Below are 16,494 nucleotides of genomic sequence, written 5' to 3'. Positions count from 1 at the left end.
GAAGGTCGTGCTGAAGACGCAGGGCTACGGCGTCGTGATGGCGGCGACGCATCCGCTCGCGACCGGGCCACTCACGCTCGAGGGGTATGCGGCGGCGGGTCAGGGAGCGTCGCCGTGGATCACCTGGAACTGCCCGGACGAGCCGCGGATGGCGCGGGCCACCGTCTCGAACAGCCAGTCGAGCGCGGCCGTGTGCTGCGTCGTCGCGCGGCGGTACAGGCTGACGTCGATCGCCGGCATGTCGAACGGAAGCGCTCGGACGACGAGGGGCCAGGTGCGTGCCCAGCCCTCCGCGATCGTGTCGGGCATCGTCGCGATCAGGTCGCGGCTCGCCGAGAGGAGCGGGGGCATCGCGGCGACGTGGTTCGACGCGATGCGCGGCTCGATCGCGATCCCCGCGCGGCGCTGCGCCTGCTCGATCGCGTGCGCGCCGGAATCGCTCGCCACGACCACGTGCCCCGCCGCCGCATACCCCTCGAGCGTGAGTGGCCCGGTCGCGAGCGGATGCGTCGCCGCCATCACGACGCCGTAGCCCTGCGTCTTCAGCACGACCTTCTCGAACGGGCCGGATACCGGTGACGGCGTGACCGCGAGGTCGACGGTGCCGCGGGCGAGCCACTCCGGCAGCTCCTGCACGTCCATGGGCACCACCTCGATGCGCATCGCCGGCGCGGTCGCCCGGACGGCGCGGACGATCGCCGGCAGCCACCCGATCTCGCCGAGCTCGGAGAGCGCGAGGCGGAACGTGCGCTCGGAGCCTGCGGGATCGAAGCGGTGCACGTCGTCGAGCGTGCGGTCGATCGCGGCGACGGCCTCGCGGAAGCCCGGGTACACGCTCTCGGCGAGGGGCGTCGGCACCATCACGCGACCGACGCGGCGGAAGAGGGGGTCGTCGAGCTCGCGGCGCAGCCGCCCGAGCGCCTGGCTCACGGCGGGCTGCGTCACGTACAGCCGTGCCGCAGCGGTGGTCAGGCTGCGCGTCTCGGCGACCGCCACGAACACGCGGATCAGGTTCAGGTCCATGGGGCGTCTCCGTCGGCGGGGCGGTTCGAGAAGCGCGGGGTCGCCGTACTCCTCCGGTGCGATGTGAGGGACCGATGGGCTGCGCGCCCGCGCCCGGAGGAGGAGCTACGCACCGCGACGGGCAGGCGAGTGAGGCATCGTTGCCGTTCCATAAGCATTCATTATGCAGATACACCCTACGGATGAGCAGAGGTTTCTAACATTGCTGATGCGCGCCACGGCCGACGTGCGACATCCGCGAACGAAGGAGTTCCCCATGACCGAGACCGCCGCCGAAGCGCCCGAGACCGCCGCCGCCGCGATCGCCCGAGCCGGAGACGTCGTCGAGCTGCTGCGCAACGCGCAGGCCCGGCCGACGATCTTCCCCGTCACGCCCGAGTTCAGCAACTGGCGATCCGAGCAGCGGTCATGGCGCGAGAGCGTCGCGCTGCTCGACCAGTCGCACCACATGACCGACCTCTTCATCTCCGGACCCGACGCGCTGCGCCTGCTCAGCGACACGGGCGTGAACAGCTTCGCGAGCTTCCCGGTGGATGCGGCGAAGCAGTTCGTCGCGGTCAACCACGAGGGATACCTGATCGGGGATGCGATCCTCTTCCACCTCGACGACGACGTGTACGACCTGGTCGGCTGGTACATGGTGCTCGACTGGGTGCAGTTCGTCGGTGAGACGGGCGACTACGACGTCACGTTCGAGCGCGACGCGAACACCCTGATGCGCGAGGCGGGTCGTCCGCCGAAGCTGTACCGCTACGAACTGCAGGGGCCGCACGCGCTGGCGCTCGTCGAGAAGCTGATCGGTGCCCCCGTGCCTCCCACGAGGTTCTTCGGCATGGCGACCTTCGAGATCGCAGGCATGACGGTGCGATCGCTCCGTCATGGGATGGCGGGCCAGCCGGGGTTCGAGCTGTTCGGTCCGTGGGCGGATGGCGACCGCATCCGGGACGCGATCGTCGCGGCGGGGGAGGAGTTCGGCCTCGTGCTGGTGGGGGCGAAGGCCTACTCGTCGGCGAACCTCGAGTCGGCATGGGTGCCGTCGCCGTTGCCGGCGATCTTCACGGGCGAGCGCTCCGCCGAGTACCTCGCGTGGCTGCCCGCCGCGCGCCTCGGCTCGCTCGCCGGCAGCTTCGTCTCCGACGACATCGAGGACTACTACCTCACGCCCTACGGTCTCGGCTACGGCCGCAGCGTCGCCTTCGACCACGACTTCATCGGCCGCGCCGCGCTCGAGCGCCATGCAGCGGGCGTGCAGCGGGTCAAGGTGACGCTCGTGTGGGATCCCGAGGACGTCGCCGCCGCGCAGCGCTCGCTCTACGACGAGGGCACTCCCGCGAAGTACATCGACTTCCCGAAGGCACGATACGGGCTCTACCAGGTCGATCGCGTGCACGTGGACGGTGCGCACGTCGGCGTCTCGCACGACTGCGGCTACGTCACGAACGAGCAGGCGTTCGTCTCGCTCGCGAGCATCGATCCTGCTTTCGCGGAGCCCGGCACCCGTGTCGTCGTCACGTGGGGCGAGCAGCCGAACACCGCGAAGCCCGCCGTCGAGCCGCACCGGCAGGTCGAGATCCGCGCGACCGTGGCCCCCGCCCCGTTCTCTCGGTTCGCCCGCGAGAACTACCGCAAGAGCTGAGCCCTTCCTCGCCCCGCAGGCGATGCCGCGGCGGAGGTGGTGGCGCGTTGGTGCCCTCGAACGGCTCGATGGTGCCTTTGACCTGAGATGGCTACAGGAACTTCTGTAGCCATCTCAGGAAACTGGCGCCATCGCGGGGAAGCTCCAGGCGCGCGCGGGCCCGGCTCAGGCGGGCGGGTGCGCGCTCGGCCCTCCGGGCGGGGCGCGGTGCCCCCGGTCGTCGAGCGCGCGCCGCGCGCGCCGCAGCAGCTCGCCGAACACCGCCCGCTCGTCGTCGTCGAAGTCCGCGAGCATGAGGTCCTCCACAGCCGCCACCTGAGGTTTCAGGCCCGTGACGGCGGCGGCGCCCGCATCCGTGAGGAACAGCAGGATGCGGCGCCCGTGCTCCGGGTCGCGCTCCCGGCGCACGAGACCGGCCTCGAGCAGCGGGTCGACGGTGGCCGCCATCGTCTGCGCGCGCACGAACGAGCGCCGTGCGAGCTCGGAGCTCGTGATGCCCGGCCGGCGCTCGAGAACCGTGAGCGCCGTGAACTGGGCCGCCGTCATGCCGGCCGCCGCGCACGCCGCGAGGAATCGCGGACGCAGCGCGAGCTCGAGCTGTTTGACGACGTAGACGAAGTTCCCGTGCTGCTGCCCCACTCGTGTCCTCCTCGCGGCGCTCACGCTAGCGCACCCTTGGCCGGCCCGACGGTCGACGCCCCGTGGGGTCGTTGACGATCGGGAGCACGCGCCCTATAGTTTCAGTCAACCTGTAATACACGAGCGACGTCGCCGTGTGCCGCGACGATGCGAGAGGACCCCGGAATGCCGGATTCGAACGGACTGTCCCTGACGGTCGACGATCTGTCCTCGGCCGCGGGCCGAACCTTCGGGCCCTCGGCCTGGCGCGAGATCACCCAGGACGACGTCGATCTGTTCGCCCGGGTCACCGGCGACCACAACCCCATCCACCTCGACGCGGAGTTCGCCGCCGCGACCCCGTTCGGCACGCGCATCGCCCACGGGCTGCTCACGCTCAGCCTCGTCGTCCCGCTCATGGGCGACGTCTTCGAGGTGACGGATGCGGGGATGGGCATCAACTACGGACTGAACAGGGTGCGGTTCCCCGCCCCCGTGCCGGTCGGGTCCCGCATCCGGGTGCTCGGCGAGGTGCGCACGGTCACCGAGGTGCCGGGAGGCCTCCAGCTCGAGGTGCCGGTCACGTTCGAGGTCGAGGGCGCGGCCAAGCCGGCCTGCGTCGCCGAGCTCGTTCTGAGGTATTACCGATGAGCGCCGAGCCGAGCGCCCCGGAGGTGCGGCTCGACGGTCGGGTCGCGATCGTCACCGGCTCGGGGCGGAGCCTCGGGCGGGCGTACGCGATCGCACTGGCCGCGGCGGGGGCGTCGGTCGTCGTCAACGATGTCGATGCCGACAGCGCCGCCCGGACGGTCGCGGACATCACGGCCGCGGGCGGTGCCGCCACCGCCGTCGTCGCGGCCGTGGGCACCGCGGAGGCGGCGGAGGCGCTGGTCCAGGCCGCCCTGTCCGAGTTCGGCCGCCTCGACGTGCTCATCGCGAACGCGGGGGTGCTCCGCGACCGGGTGCTGTGGAAGATGTCCGACGACGACTTCGACGCCGTGATCACGACGCACCTGCGCGGCTCGTTCACCTGCGGCCGCGCCGCCGCGATCGCCCTGCGCGAGCAGGACCAGGGCGGCCGCATCGTGCTCATCGGATCGCCCGCGGGGCAGTTCGGCAGTTTCGGGCAGACCAACTACGCCGCCGCGAAAGCCGGCCTCGTCGCCATGGCACGCACGTGGTCGCTCGAGCTCGCCCGCGCCGGCATCACCGCGAACGCCGTCATCCCGACCGCCCTCAGCCCGATGACCGCGACGATCCCCGCCTACACGCAGGTGTACGAGGACTTCGTGGCGGGAAAGGGCATCCCCGAGAGCTACCGCCGCGACCACGCCCTCGGATCGCCCGAGGACGTCGCCCCGTTGATCGTCTGGCTCGCCTCCGAGCTCTCCGGCGACGTCACCGGGCAGGCCCTGGGCATCGGCGGCGATCGCCTGACGCTGTACTCGCATCCGGACGTGCTGGCCACCGCCGACAGCGATGGCGGATGGAGCGCCGCGCAGATCGACGAGGCCTGGCGCGAGCGGTTCGCCCCGCTCGCCCAGAGATCGGGCCCGCCCGCTTCCGACTGATCGATCCATCGGACGAAGGAGTTCGCATGAGAGGGCACTACAGCGACGTATGGCAGGCCATCGCCCGGGCGTTCCCGGAGCGACCGGCCGTGGTCACCCCGACCGAGACGATGACCTACGCGCGGCTGGCCGAGGAGTCCGGTGCGCTCGCCCGTCACCTGCACGAGGCCGGGCTGCGACCGGGGGACGCGGTCGCGCTCCTGCTCTACAACCGTCCCGAGTACGTGGTCGCCCTCTTCGCCTGCTTCGCGACCGCGATCGCTCCGGTGCCGCTGAACTACCGGTACCGGGCCCCGGAGATCCAGGCGCTCTTGGCGGACTCGCGGGCCCGGGTGCTCGTCTACCCCGCCTCCCTCGCCGATGTCGTGCGCGACGCGATCGCGGACCTGGACGATCCGCCCCTGCTGATCGGCGTGGACGACGACGCGGATGCGGCGTCCCTTGCCGGCGCGACGCCCTGGCGCGAGGCCGTCGCGGGAGGGGGAGAGCTGCCGGCGACGCCGCCGCCGGGTGGTGAGCTGCGCCTGTACACGGGCGGGACCACGGGACGCCCGAGGGCGGTCGTGTGGGCCGCAGACGACATCCTCCCGATTCAGCTGTACTCCATCTACACGACGGCGGGCCTCCCGCTGCCGCAGACGATGGACGACGCGGTGAGGATCGCGGCGGACCCCGCGACGCCGCCCACGGTCACCCTTCCGCTCGCGCCGTTCATGCACGGCACAGCGCTGTTCAACTCGATGAACGCGCTCGCGCTCGGCGGCACCGTCCTCGTGCTCCCCTCGGCGCGCTTCGACGCGGATGCCGCGGTGCGCTTCGCGATCGATGCCGCCGCGACGCGGCTCATCGTCGCCGGCGACGTGATCTCGCTCCCCCTGGTCGAGGCGGCCGAGCGCGCCGGCGTCGAGCGGCTGGGCCGCGTCGACTCCGTCATCAGCTCGGGAATGCGCTTCAGCGCTCAGGTCAAACGACGGCTGCATGCCCTGGGCGAGATCGCCGTCATCGATCTGCTCGCGTCCACCGAGGGAGGCCCGTACGCGGTGAACGTCACCGCGTCGGCCGACGACCTTCCCGGCGAGCTGCGGCTGATGCCGGGCGCGGTGGTGCTCGACGAGGAGCGGAACGAGGTGCAGGACCTCGACGGCGGTCGCGGCATCCTGGCGTTCCGAGGCACGCTGCCGAAGGGATACTTCGGCGACGAGGCGAAGACGCGCGAGACGTTCCCCGTCATCGGCGGGGTGCGTCACGTGATGCCGGGGGACTGGGCCGTCTCCCGCGGCGACGGCACCGTCGAACTGCTCGGCCGCGGGAGCGCGGTGGTGAACACGGGCGGCGAGAAGGTCTACCCGGCCGAGGTCGAGGAGGCACTGGTGCAGTTCCCCGCGATCGTCGACGCGGTCGTCTTCGGGGTGCCGGATCCGCGCTACGGCGAGATCGTGGTCGCGGTGGTCGCCACCGTCGACGGCTCGGACGTGGATGCGGACGAGCTGCGCGCGCACCTGGACGCCCGCCTCGCCGGCTACAAGAAGCCGCGTCACCTCAGCGTGCGCCCGTCCCTCGAACGCAGCCCGCACGGGAAGGTCGACCTGACGCGCCTGCGCAGCCAGGTCGCCGCCCTCACCGACGCCGGTGCTCCCACCGGCACCATGAGGATCACCCGATGACCTACCGGATCGCCGTCGATGCCGCATCCGTGCGCGCCGTCGACACGCACGTGCACATCCAGATCGACGACCGCGGCCGCACCGCGCTCCCGCCCGCATTCCTCGAGGCGATGGACCGCTACTTCGGACAGAGCGAGCCCGCGCTCACGGTCGACGAGACGGCCGAGTACTTCCGTGAACGCCGCGTCGCCGCCGTCGTCTTCACCGTCGACGCGCGCACGCATCTTCGCCACGAGCCGAACAGCATCGATGACCTCGTCGCCGGCGCCGCCCGCAATGCGGACGTCCTCGTGCCCTTCGGCTCCGTCGATCCGCTGCAGGGCGAGCCCGCGATCGACGAGGCGAGGCGACAGGTGCACGACCTCGGGGTGCGAGGGTTCAAATTCCACCCGACCGTGCAGGGGTTCGATCCGTCCGACCCCGCGCACATCGCGCTGTTCGCCGCGATCGAGCAGCTCGGAGTGCCGATCGTGGTGCACACCGGTCAGACGGGCGTCGGAGCGGGGCTGCCGGGAGGCGGGGGACTGCGCCTCGCGCTGTCGAATCCGGTGCTCCTCGACGACGTCGCGGCGCGCCATCCGGACCTGCAGATCGTCATGGCCCATCCCAGCGTGCCGTGGCAGGACGAGGCTCTGTCGATCGCGACGCACAAGAGCAACGTGTGGATCGATCTGTCGGGATGGTCGCCGAAGTACTTCTCACCGGCGCTCGTGCGCGCCGCACGCACCTATCTGTCGCACAAGATGCTCTACGGCTCGGACTTCCCGGCGTTGACGCCCGACCGGTGGTTCGCGGACGTCGAGGCGCTCGAGTTCCCGGAGTCCGCGCTCGAGCGGATCCTGAAGGGCAACGCGCTGCGGCTGCTCGGGCTGGAGGAACGATGACCTCCGCACCGACCGACGTCTTCGGGTACGCGTCCGCGCTCACCGCGGGCGAACGCGGCAAGCTCGACGAGTTGCGCGGCTACCTGGACGCCGAGGTGCGTCCGCACGTCGCCGGATGGTGGGAGCGGGCGGAGTGCCCGGTGCACGTGCGGGAGGGTCTCGCCGCCCTGCATCTCGACGACGATCCTGCCGTCCTCGGTGAGGACGGGCGTCCGCGCCCGCTCTACGTGGGCTTCCGCGGGTTCGAGCTCGCCCGCTGCGACCTGTCGATCGCGATGCTGTACGGCGGCCAGGCCAACATGTTCCGCAGCGTCATCCGCGAGGGCGGCTCGCCCGAGCAGGTCGCGGCGTGGGATGCGCCGGTCGCGGCGTTCGAGACGACGGGATGCTTCGCCCTCACCGAGCCCGACCACGGATCCGACGTCGCGCGGGGCATGGCGACCCGGGCCGTGCGGACGGGGGACACTTGGCGCATCCGGGGACGGAAGCGCTGGATCGGGAACGCCGCGATCTCGGACCTGATCGCCGTGGTCGCCGCCGACGCGGACAGCGGCGGCACGCACGTGTTCCTCGTGCCCCGGGATGCGGAGGGGGTCGAGCTCACCGAGATCACCGGCAAGATCGCGGTGCGGATCGTACGGAACGCCGACATCGTCCTGGACGACGTGGAGGTTCCCGAGAGCAGCCGGCTGCAGCGGGTGAGCTCCCCGCGCGACATCGCGCGGATCTTCGCGTCGCTGCGGCCCGACGTCGCCTGGTTCGCCGCGGGCATGCAGGCAGGTGCCTACGAGGTGACCCTCCGGTACGCGCGGGAGCGCGAGCAGTTCGGGCGGCCCATCGCCGGGTTCCAGCTGGTGCAGGACAAGCTCGCGCGCATGCTCGGGAACGCCACGGCGTCGCTCGCCATGGCGGTGGGGCTCACCGGCTCTGGCGCGACCGCATCCGGCGACGCCGCCGAGCGCAACGCGGCGCTGACGAAGGCCTGGGTCGCCGACGCCCTGCGCGAGACGGTCGCGCTGGGCCGTGGAGTGGTGGGTGGAGAGGGCATCCGCGTCGCGAGCGACGTCGCCCGGTTCTTCGCCGACGCCGAGGCGGTCTTCACGTACGAGGGCACACGGGAGGTCAACCAGCTGATCGTGGGTCGGGCGGTCACCGGGCTGTCCGCCTTCGTCCGTTAGCCGTCCGCACCGTCCGGAGTTCCGTCCGAGAGCTGTTCCATCCCGAAAGGCCCGTTCCATCCCGAGGGTCCGCCGGCATCCGCCGGTGGACAACCGAACATCACCTTCTGCGGCGGCACGCGAGTCGCCGCTCGTCGACGGTCGAGGAGGACCGCACATGAGTGAACAACCGAACACACCCGCAGGCGAGACGGTCGATCCCCGGATGGCGCGCGAAGCGCGGCGCGTCATCGGGGCGACGTTCCTCGGCACGACGATCGAATGGTACGACTTCTTCCTCTACGCCGCGTGCGCGGCCCTCGTTTTCGGGCCGCAGTTCTTCCCCTCCGACGACCCGGCGGCGAGCCAGCTCGGCGCGTTCGTGACGTTCGCGTTCGGGTTCGTCGCGCGGCCGCTCGGCGGCATCCTCGCGGGGCATTTCGGAGACCGCATCGGTCGCAAGCGCATGCTGGTGCTCTCGCTGTACGTCATGGGCGGCGCGACGGTGCTGATCGGCCTCGTCCCCAACTTCGAGGCGATCGGCATCGCCGCCCCGGTGCTGCTCGTGATCCTGCGGCTCGCGCAGGGGCTCGGCGTCGGCGCGGAGTGGGGCGGCGCGGTGACGATGGCGATCGAGTACGCGCCGGCCAAACGCCGCGCGCTGTACGGGGCGGCGCCCATGATCGGTCTTCCGGCGGGACTCATGCTCGCGAACCTCATGATCATCGCCCTGCTCGCGCTCACCGGCCCGAACTTCACGACGTGGGGATGGCGGATCGGCTTCGTGATCAGCATCGTGCTCGTGATCGTGGGGCTCTGGACGCGACGTCGCTTGGGTGAGAGCCCGCTGTTCGAGACGGCGGTCAAGAACGCCCCTGCGCGCGTTCCGTTCGTCGAGGTCTTCGCCCGATTCACCCCGCAGCTGCTGCTCACGATCGTGATCGCGGGCGTGCCGTCGATCCTGTCGTACATCGTGCTCACCTGGGCGCTGAGCTACGGGACGACGCAGGTGGGCTACGCGCAGTCGCCGCTGCTCTGGATCGGCATCGTGTGCTGCATCCTGCAGATCGCGATGATCCCGCTGCTCGCCCGGGTGGCTGACCGGCGGGGACTCGTCCCGATGGGGGTGCTGGGGGGTCTCCTCATGGCCGCGACCGTGATCGTGTTCTTCCTGCTGTTCAACACCGGAGAGATCTGGCTCGCGGCCCTCGGCACCATCCTCGCGCACGCGTCGACGTCGTTCGCGTGGGCGGTCGTGCCGCCGATCCTCACGCGCACGTTCCCGAGCCGCCTGCGGTACTCGGGGGTGAGTATGGCGTACCAGTTCGGTGCGATCGTCGGAGGCGGCATCGCGCCGCTCATCGCGACGTCGCTGCTGGCGGCGACGGGCTCGACGACGCCGGTCGTGATCTACGTCGTCGCCGCAGCGCTCCTCATGGCGGTGTGCACCCTGCTGTGGGGCCGCTTCAAGGCTCCGGCCGAGTAGCGAAGGCGCCGGCCCGGGCCTCCCCGGTGTGCGTGTCTCACTTGTGCAGATAGATCCGGCGCGGATCCTGCACGAGTGAGACACGTCTGTGCCGGGAGGGAGCGGCGGAGGGATGACGTGTCTCAGTTGTTCAGGTTGATCGGGGTTGTGAGCTGCACAAGTGAGACACCCAGGGTGAACAAGTGAGACACGCAGGGCCCCCGGGGACCTGGGGTGCGAGAGCCTGCTCAGCGCGCCCGCGCGTCGAGGGCGGCGATGTACTCCCACGAGCGCGCCGAGACGCCGGCGTCCGGGCGCGGGCCGTGCAGCGCCGCATCCGCGTCGGTGCCCGCCGCGTAGGCGTCGCGGAGGGAGCGGGTGACGCCGGCGGCGGCGACCCGGAGGATCTCGATGACCGCGGTCTCGGACGATCCGTCGTTCGGGATGACGGCGCCCATCGCGGCGTACACGGTGCCGTCGGGGCCCCGCACCGGCACCGCGAGTCCTCGTGACTCCAGGTGGATGTGTCCCGCGGTCACCGCGAAGCCGTCGGCCCGGATGCTGCGCAGCGCCGCGCGCAGCGCCGGGCCGGTCGTGATGGTGCGCGGCGTGTAGGCGCGCATGCCGGCGGCGAGCACCTGGTCGATCACCCCCTCGGGTGCGTGGGCGAGCAGCACCAGGCCGCTGGACGACGCGTGCAGCGGGATGCGTCCGCCGATGAGCGTCGCGTTGACGACCGCGTCGGGGGCGGACATTCGCTCGACGAACAGGATGTCCGCTCCGGCGCGGACGCCCAGCTGCACGTGCTGACGGATGCGGGAGTGCGCGGCGGCGAGCCAGGGCCTGGCGACTTCGCGAAGCCCCAGCGCCCCGGGCGTGCGCGACGCGTACTCCCACAGCCGCACGCCGAGCCGGTAGGTGCGGTCCGGCATCCGCTCGAGCAGACCCTCCGTCGTGAGTTCGCTCACGATGCGGTGCGCGGTGGACGGCGGCATGTCCGCGACCGCGGCAATCTCGCCGAGGGTGAGGAACGGCCGCAGGGCGTCGAAGGCGTCGAGCACGCGCAGATGCCGGTGCAGGGCCGACTCGCCCGCCGATCCACGCGCCATCGCGTCCTCCTCACCCCGCAGGCTACTGGACCGTCCGACTGGCCACTGCGCTCACGCACGACACATGTGCTGCTCCCTGTCGACGTCATGATCTGGGTGTGGATCGCCCTCCCTAGCGCGGATACTTCCCCTCAGCCGTCGGATCCGTGGGGCGGATGATGCCTGCTGCGACCTGATGGGGCACAGAGGTCGCATTCCATCCGACGACGGAGAAAGCCCGGGCTCCGCGGCCGACAGGAGGACGCGCCCGAGCTCCCGGCCTCACGGCCGAGGACCCGGCGGGAGCCTCACGCCCGATACACGGTGCGCGCCCACTCGTGGTACGGCGCGGGGGCGACGGTCGCGCGGATGCGCACCTGCCGGTGCTGCCGGTCGACCGCGTCCTTCTTCGAGATCGGGTCCTCGCCCCACACCACCTCCACGACCTCGCCGTCCGCGATGTCGATGTCAAGGGTCGCGAGCGACATGTACAGCTGGTCGTAGGCGATGTAGCCGGCATCCGTCGAGATGCCGACGCGCTTTCCGCCGCGCAGGACCTCGTCCATCTGGTAGAGCCCGTAGCGCCCCTTCGGGAAGTCGAGGAACTTCGCGGGCGTGCCCGGCTCGAGCTGCGACCGCACGACGTCGGCGACGTCGTCGGCGTTCCACAGCAGCGTGACCTTGTGGCGCGGGGGCGCTGCGGCGTGCCGTTCGAGCGCGGCCCGGCCGTGGAAGTCGTGGTCGAACCGCACCGACCGCCCGAGCCCGATGTCGTAGGGCGTCAGGTAGTAGTCGTGCACGTCGTCGGAGTGGAGCGACCCCGCGATCGACCCGATGCGCTCGGCCGGCAGCCACTCGCGGTACTCCGCGAGATCGTCGTCGAAGACGGCGGGGAAGGGCGTCGGCACCCATCCGGACTCGAGCGGGGTGGCGGAATACGCCTTCGCCCCGACGCGGCGGATGCCGAACTCGGCCCCGACGTCGAGGATCGCATCCCGCACGGGGTCCGCATCCGCCCACGGACCGAAGAACTCGAACCCCGGCTGTCCCGCCATCCCGTGCCGCAGGCCCTTGACCGGTCGCCCGGCGATCGTGAAGTCCCCGATGTGGAAGAACTTCACCTCGGGAACGGGGCCGTCGAAGAGCCTCTCCATCACCTCGTTCGCGAAGGGCCCCTGCAACTCGTAGCGGTAGAACGTGGGGGGACCCTGCCGCATGTGCGAGTTGGCCTCCAGACGGTGGTGCACGTCCTTGCCCGCCCGCTCGGCCTTCTCCACGTTGTACCGCACCCAGTCGATGAGGATGTGGTGGCCGATCAGCACGAGCCCCTCGGGGCCGTCGGAGTTGTAGAACAGGATGCCGTCGCCGATGACGTGGCCGGACTCGTTGACCGAGATGAGCTGCTTCGCGACCCCCGGCCGGAACGTCGCGAACGTGTTCGGCGAGATCGTCTCGAGGAGCGGGAGGAGGTCGCCCCCGTCCAGGAACAGCTGGGTCATGTGGTGGGACTGGTCCATGAGCGCCACGGTGGTGTTCCACGATCGCTGCTCGTCGCGCCAGTTCGTGAACTCGGGGGCCACGGGGAACGTGAACGCGGGCCAGTTCTGATCGCGCAGCAGCACCACGGGGCTCCCGGCGCGGGCGATCGCCTCGGCGAGGGATTCGGATGTCATCGTCGACCTTCCTTTCGTTGCTCACGATGCTGTTCCCCCACCGCGCTCCGCGTGCGGGTGTTTTCTTTCAACGGAAACGACGGGCGGAGAGAGGGATGCCGACGGCACGCTGTTCGTGTGTCGGAACCGTCGCGGATCCGGTCGAGGACACGGTTGTGCAACACCTGCGCGGATTGCGCACCAAAATCGTTGACAATCTGATCGCGAATCCGTACCGTCCCCCTCACGGGCGACTGTGCCCGGCGTCGTGCGCGATGAGGCACCGACCTGGAAAGGTGAGCGATGGCAGCTCGACTGACCCTGCAGGACGTGAACCTCCGTTTCGGAGGGATCACGGTGCTCCACGACGTGGGCTTCATCGTCGAGCCCGGCCAGATCTTCGGACTGGTCGGCCCGAACGGCGCCGGCAAGACGTCGCTGTTCAACTGCATCAGCGGGCACTACCGGCCGAGCTCCGGCTCGATCACGATCGACGGCGACGAGATCCTCGGCTCCGTGCCCGCGCTCCTCGCGCGGCGGGGGCTCGCCCGCACGTTCCAGCATCCGGCCCTGCAGCTGCACTCCTCCGTCCTCGAGAACGTGCTGCTCGGGGCGCACACCCGGCTGCCCGGCGGTCCGCTCGAATGGGCGGTGCGCACGCCCCGGACGATCCGCTCCGAGCGGGAGCTGCGCGTGGAGGCCCGCGACCTGCTCGAGCGCACCGGGCTCGGCTGGGCGGCCGACCTGCCGGCCGACGAGCTCTCGCACGGCCTGCACAAGGGCATCGAGCTGTGCCGTGCGCTGCTGTCCCGCCCGCGCCTGCTGCTGCTCGACGAGCCCGCCGCGGGCCTGCCGCACACCGAGGTCGAGCAGCTGATCCACACCGTCCGCGCCATTCGCGACGACGACATCACAGTGGTGATCGTCGAGCACCACATGGGGCTCATCGCGGCGCTGACCGATCGGGTCGTCGTTCTCGACCACGGCCGCAAGCTCATGGAGGGCACGGCCGCCGAGGCGCAGTCCGACCCGCGGGTCATCGAGGCCTACATCGGAAAGGACGCCGCCGATGACGACGCTGCTTGAGCTCGAGGACGTCACGGCGTTCTACGGCCCCGTGCAGGTGCTTGACGGGGTGTCGCTCGCGGTGCCCGAGGGCGGTGCGGTCGGGATCCTCGGAGCGAACGGCGCCGGCAAGACCACGACGCTCCGCGCCATCAGCGGCACCGTCCGCGCGGGCGGCCGCATCCGCTTCGACGGCAAGGACATCCGCGGGATGCGCCCCGACCTCGTCGCGGGCGTCGGCATCGCCCATGTGCCGGAGGGACGCGGCACCCTCGGCAGCCTCACGGTGCGTGAGAACCTGCGCATCGGCGCCTACCGGAGGAAGGACCGCAAGGGGGTCGAGGCCGACATCGAGTACTGCCTCGAGCTCTTCCCGAACCTCAAGGAGCGCTACCGCTCGCACGGCTCGGCGCTCTCGGGCGGCGAGCAGCAGATGCTGGCGGTCGCCCGAGCCGTGATGGCGAAGCCGCGCCTCATGCTGCTCGACGAGGCCTCGCTCGGCCTCGCCCCGAGCACCGCGAAGAACGTCTACGACGCGATCGCGCGCCTGCGGCGGGAGTCGGGCATCTCGATGCTCGTCGTCGAGCAGAACGCGAACCTCGCCTTCCGACTCGTCGACACCGCGACGGTCCTCGAGACCGGCCGCAACGCCCTCACCGGCACCTCGGCCGAGCTCAAGGGCATGGACGAGATCCGACGCGCCTACCTGGGAGGCTGACCGATGGGAACCTTCATCCAACTCGTCGTCGACGGGCTCTCGATCGGGTCGGTCTACGCCGCCCTCGCCCTCGCGATCGTGCTCGTCAACCAGGCGACGGGCCTCATCAACTTCGCGCAGGGCGGGATGGCGGTGCTCTCCGCCTACGTCGCCTGGTGGTTCACCGGTCTCGGGGTGCCGCTCATCCTCGCGATCCTGCTCTCGATCCTCTTCTCCTTCGCCCTCGGCGCCTTCCTCGAGCGCTACGTCATGCGGCGCTTCGAACGCGGCGACCCCGACACCGCCGTGGTGGTCACGATCGGCCTGCTCACCCTGATCACCGGCATCTGCGGATGGCTCTGGACCTACAACAACCAGCAGTTCCCGTCGCTGTTCTCGCTCGACACGATCTCGTTCCTCGGCGCATCGGTGAGCGTCCGGTCGCTCGGCACGACCCTCGCCATCGTCGCGATCATGGTCCTGCTGCAGGCGCTGTTCCTCGGCACGAAGCTGGGCCTCGCGCTCCGGGCCGTCGCGGTGAACCCGCAGTCGGCCTCCTTCTCGGGACTCCCGGTCGGGCGCCTGCTGATGGTCGGATGGGGTCTTGCCGCGGTGCTCGGGGCGGTGGCGGGCGCTCTCGTCGCCCCGCAGCTCACCCTCACTCCGGGGATGATGGACAACGCCCTCGTCTACGCGCTCGCCGCCGTCATCCTCGGCGGCCTGTCGAGCCCGATCGGCGTGGTCGTGGCCGCATGGCTCATCGGCGTCCTCGAGAACCTGGCCGCGGTCTACGTGCCGTTCATCGGCTACGACCTGAAGGTGGCGGTGCCGTTCGCCCTGATCTTCATCGTGCTCATCGTCAGACCCCAGGGCCTGTTCGGCCGGAAGAGCGTGGTGCGCGTCTGATGTCCGCTGCAGCAGAGTTCTTCTCCCGCCGCTGGGTGCGGGTCGCCGTCGCGGTCGTCGTGATCGCCGCCCTCGTGCTCCTGCCGCTGGCCCTGCCGGAGTTCGCCAACCAGACCGTCGCCCGCATCGGGGTCTTCGCGGTCGCGGTGCTGGGCCTGAACGTGGTGATGGGGTACACCGGTCAGGTCTCGCTCGGCCAGATCTTCTTCGTCGGCTTCGGCGCCTACATCACCGCGTACGGCGTGCAGAACGACTGGAACATCGTGCTGACCTTCGTCGCGGCCATCGTGCTCCCGGGCGTGGTCGGGCTCCTCATCGCCCTCGCCGCCGCGCGTCTGGGCGGTCTCGCGATCGCCATGGTGACGATCGCGCTCCCGATCGTCGGGGTCCCGCTCGCGAAGCGGCTGTCGGAGTTCACCGGCGGATCCCAGGGGATCTCCGCCCGGTTCACGAACGCGCCGGAGTGGACGGGCCTCTACAACGACCAGTGGCAGCTGTACATCGTCATCCTGATCGGCGGCATCGTGTTCCTGCTGACCCGCAACCTCGTGCGCGGCAAGTACGGTCGCGCATTCGCGATCGTCAAGGAGAACGAGGCCGTCGCCTCGTCGATGGGCATCTCGCCCTACCGCTACAAGGTCCTCGCCTTCACGGTCGCATCGCTCATCGGCGGGGTGAGCGGCTTCCTCTACATGGTCGTCGTGCAGTACACCTCGCCCGAGACGATGAGCTTCGGGCACTCCATCCAGCTGCTGGCCGCGATGGTCATCGGCGGCGCCGGCAGCATCGTCGGATCGCTTCTCGGCGGGGCGTACTACGTGCTCGCCCCGCAGCTGACCAACGCGATCGACGCGAACCTCACCGCGGTGCTCCAGGGTGCGCTGCTGCTGCTGGTGCTGTTCCTTCTGCCGGGCGGACTCGCGTCGCTGCCGGCGCGCCTGCGGCGCCTGCGGCGTCGATCCCGCCGGCACGAGGGCGCCGGCGGCTCCCCAGACACTCCGCGGGGGAGCGCCTCGGCGCACGACGCCGCGGAGGGAACCCACACAGAGAGGCAAGATCAGGCATGAA

The 16,494-nt window shown here is 70.7% G+C and carries 15 protein-coding genes; 11 read left to right on the top strand and 4 right to left on the bottom strand.

The features are described from left to right. Positions 1–99: 99 nt before the first annotated feature. Entirely contained in the window at positions 100–1,023 is a 924-nt protein-coding gene (locus GVL03_RS08175) for a LysR family transcriptional regulator (protein ID WP_159500496.1), read from the bottom strand. A 256-nt stretch (positions 1,024–1,279) separates the two neighbouring features. Between GVL03_RS08175 and GVL03_RS08170 the strand changes: the two genes are divergently transcribed. After that, positions 1,280–2,659 (top strand): aminomethyl transferase family protein, encoded by a 1,380-nt coding sequence (locus GVL03_RS08170; protein WP_159500495.1) that lies wholly within the window; start codon positions 1,280–1,282, stop codon positions 2,657–2,659. Positions 2,660–2,824: 165 nt separating this feature from the next. Here GVL03_RS08170 and GVL03_RS08165 read toward each other — a convergent pair whose 3' ends face one another. Beyond that, the gene (locus tag GVL03_RS08165) at positions 2,825–3,298 is read right to left on the bottom strand and encodes a MarR family winged helix-turn-helix transcriptional regulator (RefSeq protein WP_159500494.1); all 474 of its coding nucleotides are present in this window, start codon (positions 3,296–3,298) and stop codon (positions 2,825–2,827) included. Positions 3,299–3,463: 165 nt separating this feature from the next. Between GVL03_RS08165 and GVL03_RS08160 the strand changes: the two genes are divergently transcribed. The 6 genes from GVL03_RS08160 (at position 3,464) to GVL03_RS08135 (ending at position 10,039) form a co-directional block, all read left to right on the top strand. Beyond that, on the top strand, positions 3,464–3,928 hold the full coding sequence (locus GVL03_RS08160; protein WP_159500493.1) for a MaoC family dehydratase: 465 nt from the start codon (positions 3,464–3,466) through the stop codon (positions 3,926–3,928). 23 nt (positions 3,929–3,951) lie between these two features. Next, positions 3,952–4,848 (top strand): SDR family NAD(P)-dependent oxidoreductase, encoded by an 897-nt coding sequence (locus GVL03_RS08155; protein WP_159500503.1) that lies wholly within the window; start codon positions 3,952–3,954, stop codon positions 4,846–4,848. Positions 4,849–4,874: 26 nt separating this feature from the next. Then, positions 4,875–6,512, top strand: coding sequence for an AMP-binding protein (locus GVL03_RS08150; protein ID WP_159500492.1), 1,638 nt, complete (start codon positions 4,875–4,877; stop codon positions 6,510–6,512). After that, complete coding sequence (locus tag GVL03_RS08145; protein WP_159500491.1) at positions 6,509–7,396, top strand: amidohydrolase family protein; 888 nt, start codon at positions 6,509–6,511, stop codon at positions 7,394–7,396. The genes GVL03_RS08150 and GVL03_RS08145 overlap by 4 nt, the downstream gene beginning before the upstream one ends. Beyond that, entirely contained in the window at positions 7,393–8,574 is a 1,182-nt protein-coding gene (locus GVL03_RS08140) for an acyl-CoA dehydrogenase family protein (RefSeq protein ID WP_159500490.1), read from the top strand. Before GVL03_RS08145 ends, GVL03_RS08140 begins: the two co-directional genes overlap by 4 nt. A gap of 157 nt (positions 8,575–8,731) precedes the next feature. Beyond that, positions 8,732–10,039, top strand: a complete 1,308-nt coding sequence (locus GVL03_RS08135; protein ID WP_200847104.1) for an MFS transporter — start codon at positions 8,732–8,734, stop codon at positions 10,037–10,039. 227 nt (positions 10,040–10,266) lie between these two features. Here GVL03_RS08135 and GVL03_RS08130 read toward each other — a convergent pair whose 3' ends face one another. Together GVL03_RS08130 and GVL03_RS08125 are read right to left on the bottom strand one after the other, a co-directional pair. Beyond that, positions 10,267–11,127 carry an IclR family transcriptional regulator gene (locus GVL03_RS08130; RefSeq protein ID WP_159500489.1) on the bottom strand — a complete coding sequence of 287 codons (861 nt, stop codon included), beginning with the start codon at positions 11,125–11,127 and terminating at the stop codon, positions 10,267–10,269. 287 nt (positions 11,128–11,414) lie between these two features. After that, a complete protein-coding gene (locus GVL03_RS08125) occupies positions 11,415–12,779 on the bottom strand; it encodes an aminomethyl transferase family protein (protein WP_159500488.1) in 1,365 nt (454 codons plus the stop codon). Between the two features lie 282 nt (positions 12,780–13,061). Between GVL03_RS08125 and GVL03_RS08120 the strand changes: the two genes are divergently transcribed. From GVL03_RS08120 to GVL03_RS08105, 4 genes are read left to right on the top strand one after another with little or no spacing between them, the layout of a single operon-like run. Continuing rightward, positions 13,062–13,844 (top strand): ABC transporter ATP-binding protein, encoded by a 783-nt coding sequence (locus GVL03_RS08120; RefSeq protein WP_159500487.1) that lies wholly within the window; start codon positions 13,062–13,064, stop codon positions 13,842–13,844. Continuing rightward, positions 13,828–14,541, top strand: a complete 714-nt coding sequence (locus tag GVL03_RS08115; protein WP_159500486.1) for an ABC transporter ATP-binding protein — start codon at positions 13,828–13,830, stop codon at positions 14,539–14,541. The genes GVL03_RS08120 and GVL03_RS08115 overlap by 17 nt, the downstream gene beginning before the upstream one ends. Positions 14,542–14,544: 3 nt before the next feature. Then, on the top strand, positions 14,545–15,426 hold the full coding sequence (locus GVL03_RS08110) for a branched-chain amino acid ABC transporter permease (protein WP_159500485.1): 882 nt from the start codon (positions 14,545–14,547) through the stop codon (positions 15,424–15,426). Then, positions 15,426–16,493, top strand: coding sequence for a branched-chain amino acid ABC transporter permease (locus GVL03_RS08105; RefSeq protein WP_159500484.1), 1,068 nt, complete (start codon positions 15,426–15,428; stop codon positions 16,491–16,493). The genes GVL03_RS08110 and GVL03_RS08105 overlap by 1 nt, the downstream gene beginning before the upstream one ends. Position 16,494 lies beyond the last annotated feature (1 nt).

This window comes from Microbacterium sp. 18062 (assembly GCF_902706225.1).
Taxonomy (GTDB): domain Bacteria; phylum Actinomycetota; class Actinomycetes; order Actinomycetales; family Microbacteriaceae; genus Microbacterium.
Note: the sequence above shows the minus strand (reverse complement) of the source record. Positions and strands in the feature narration are given on the sequence as shown.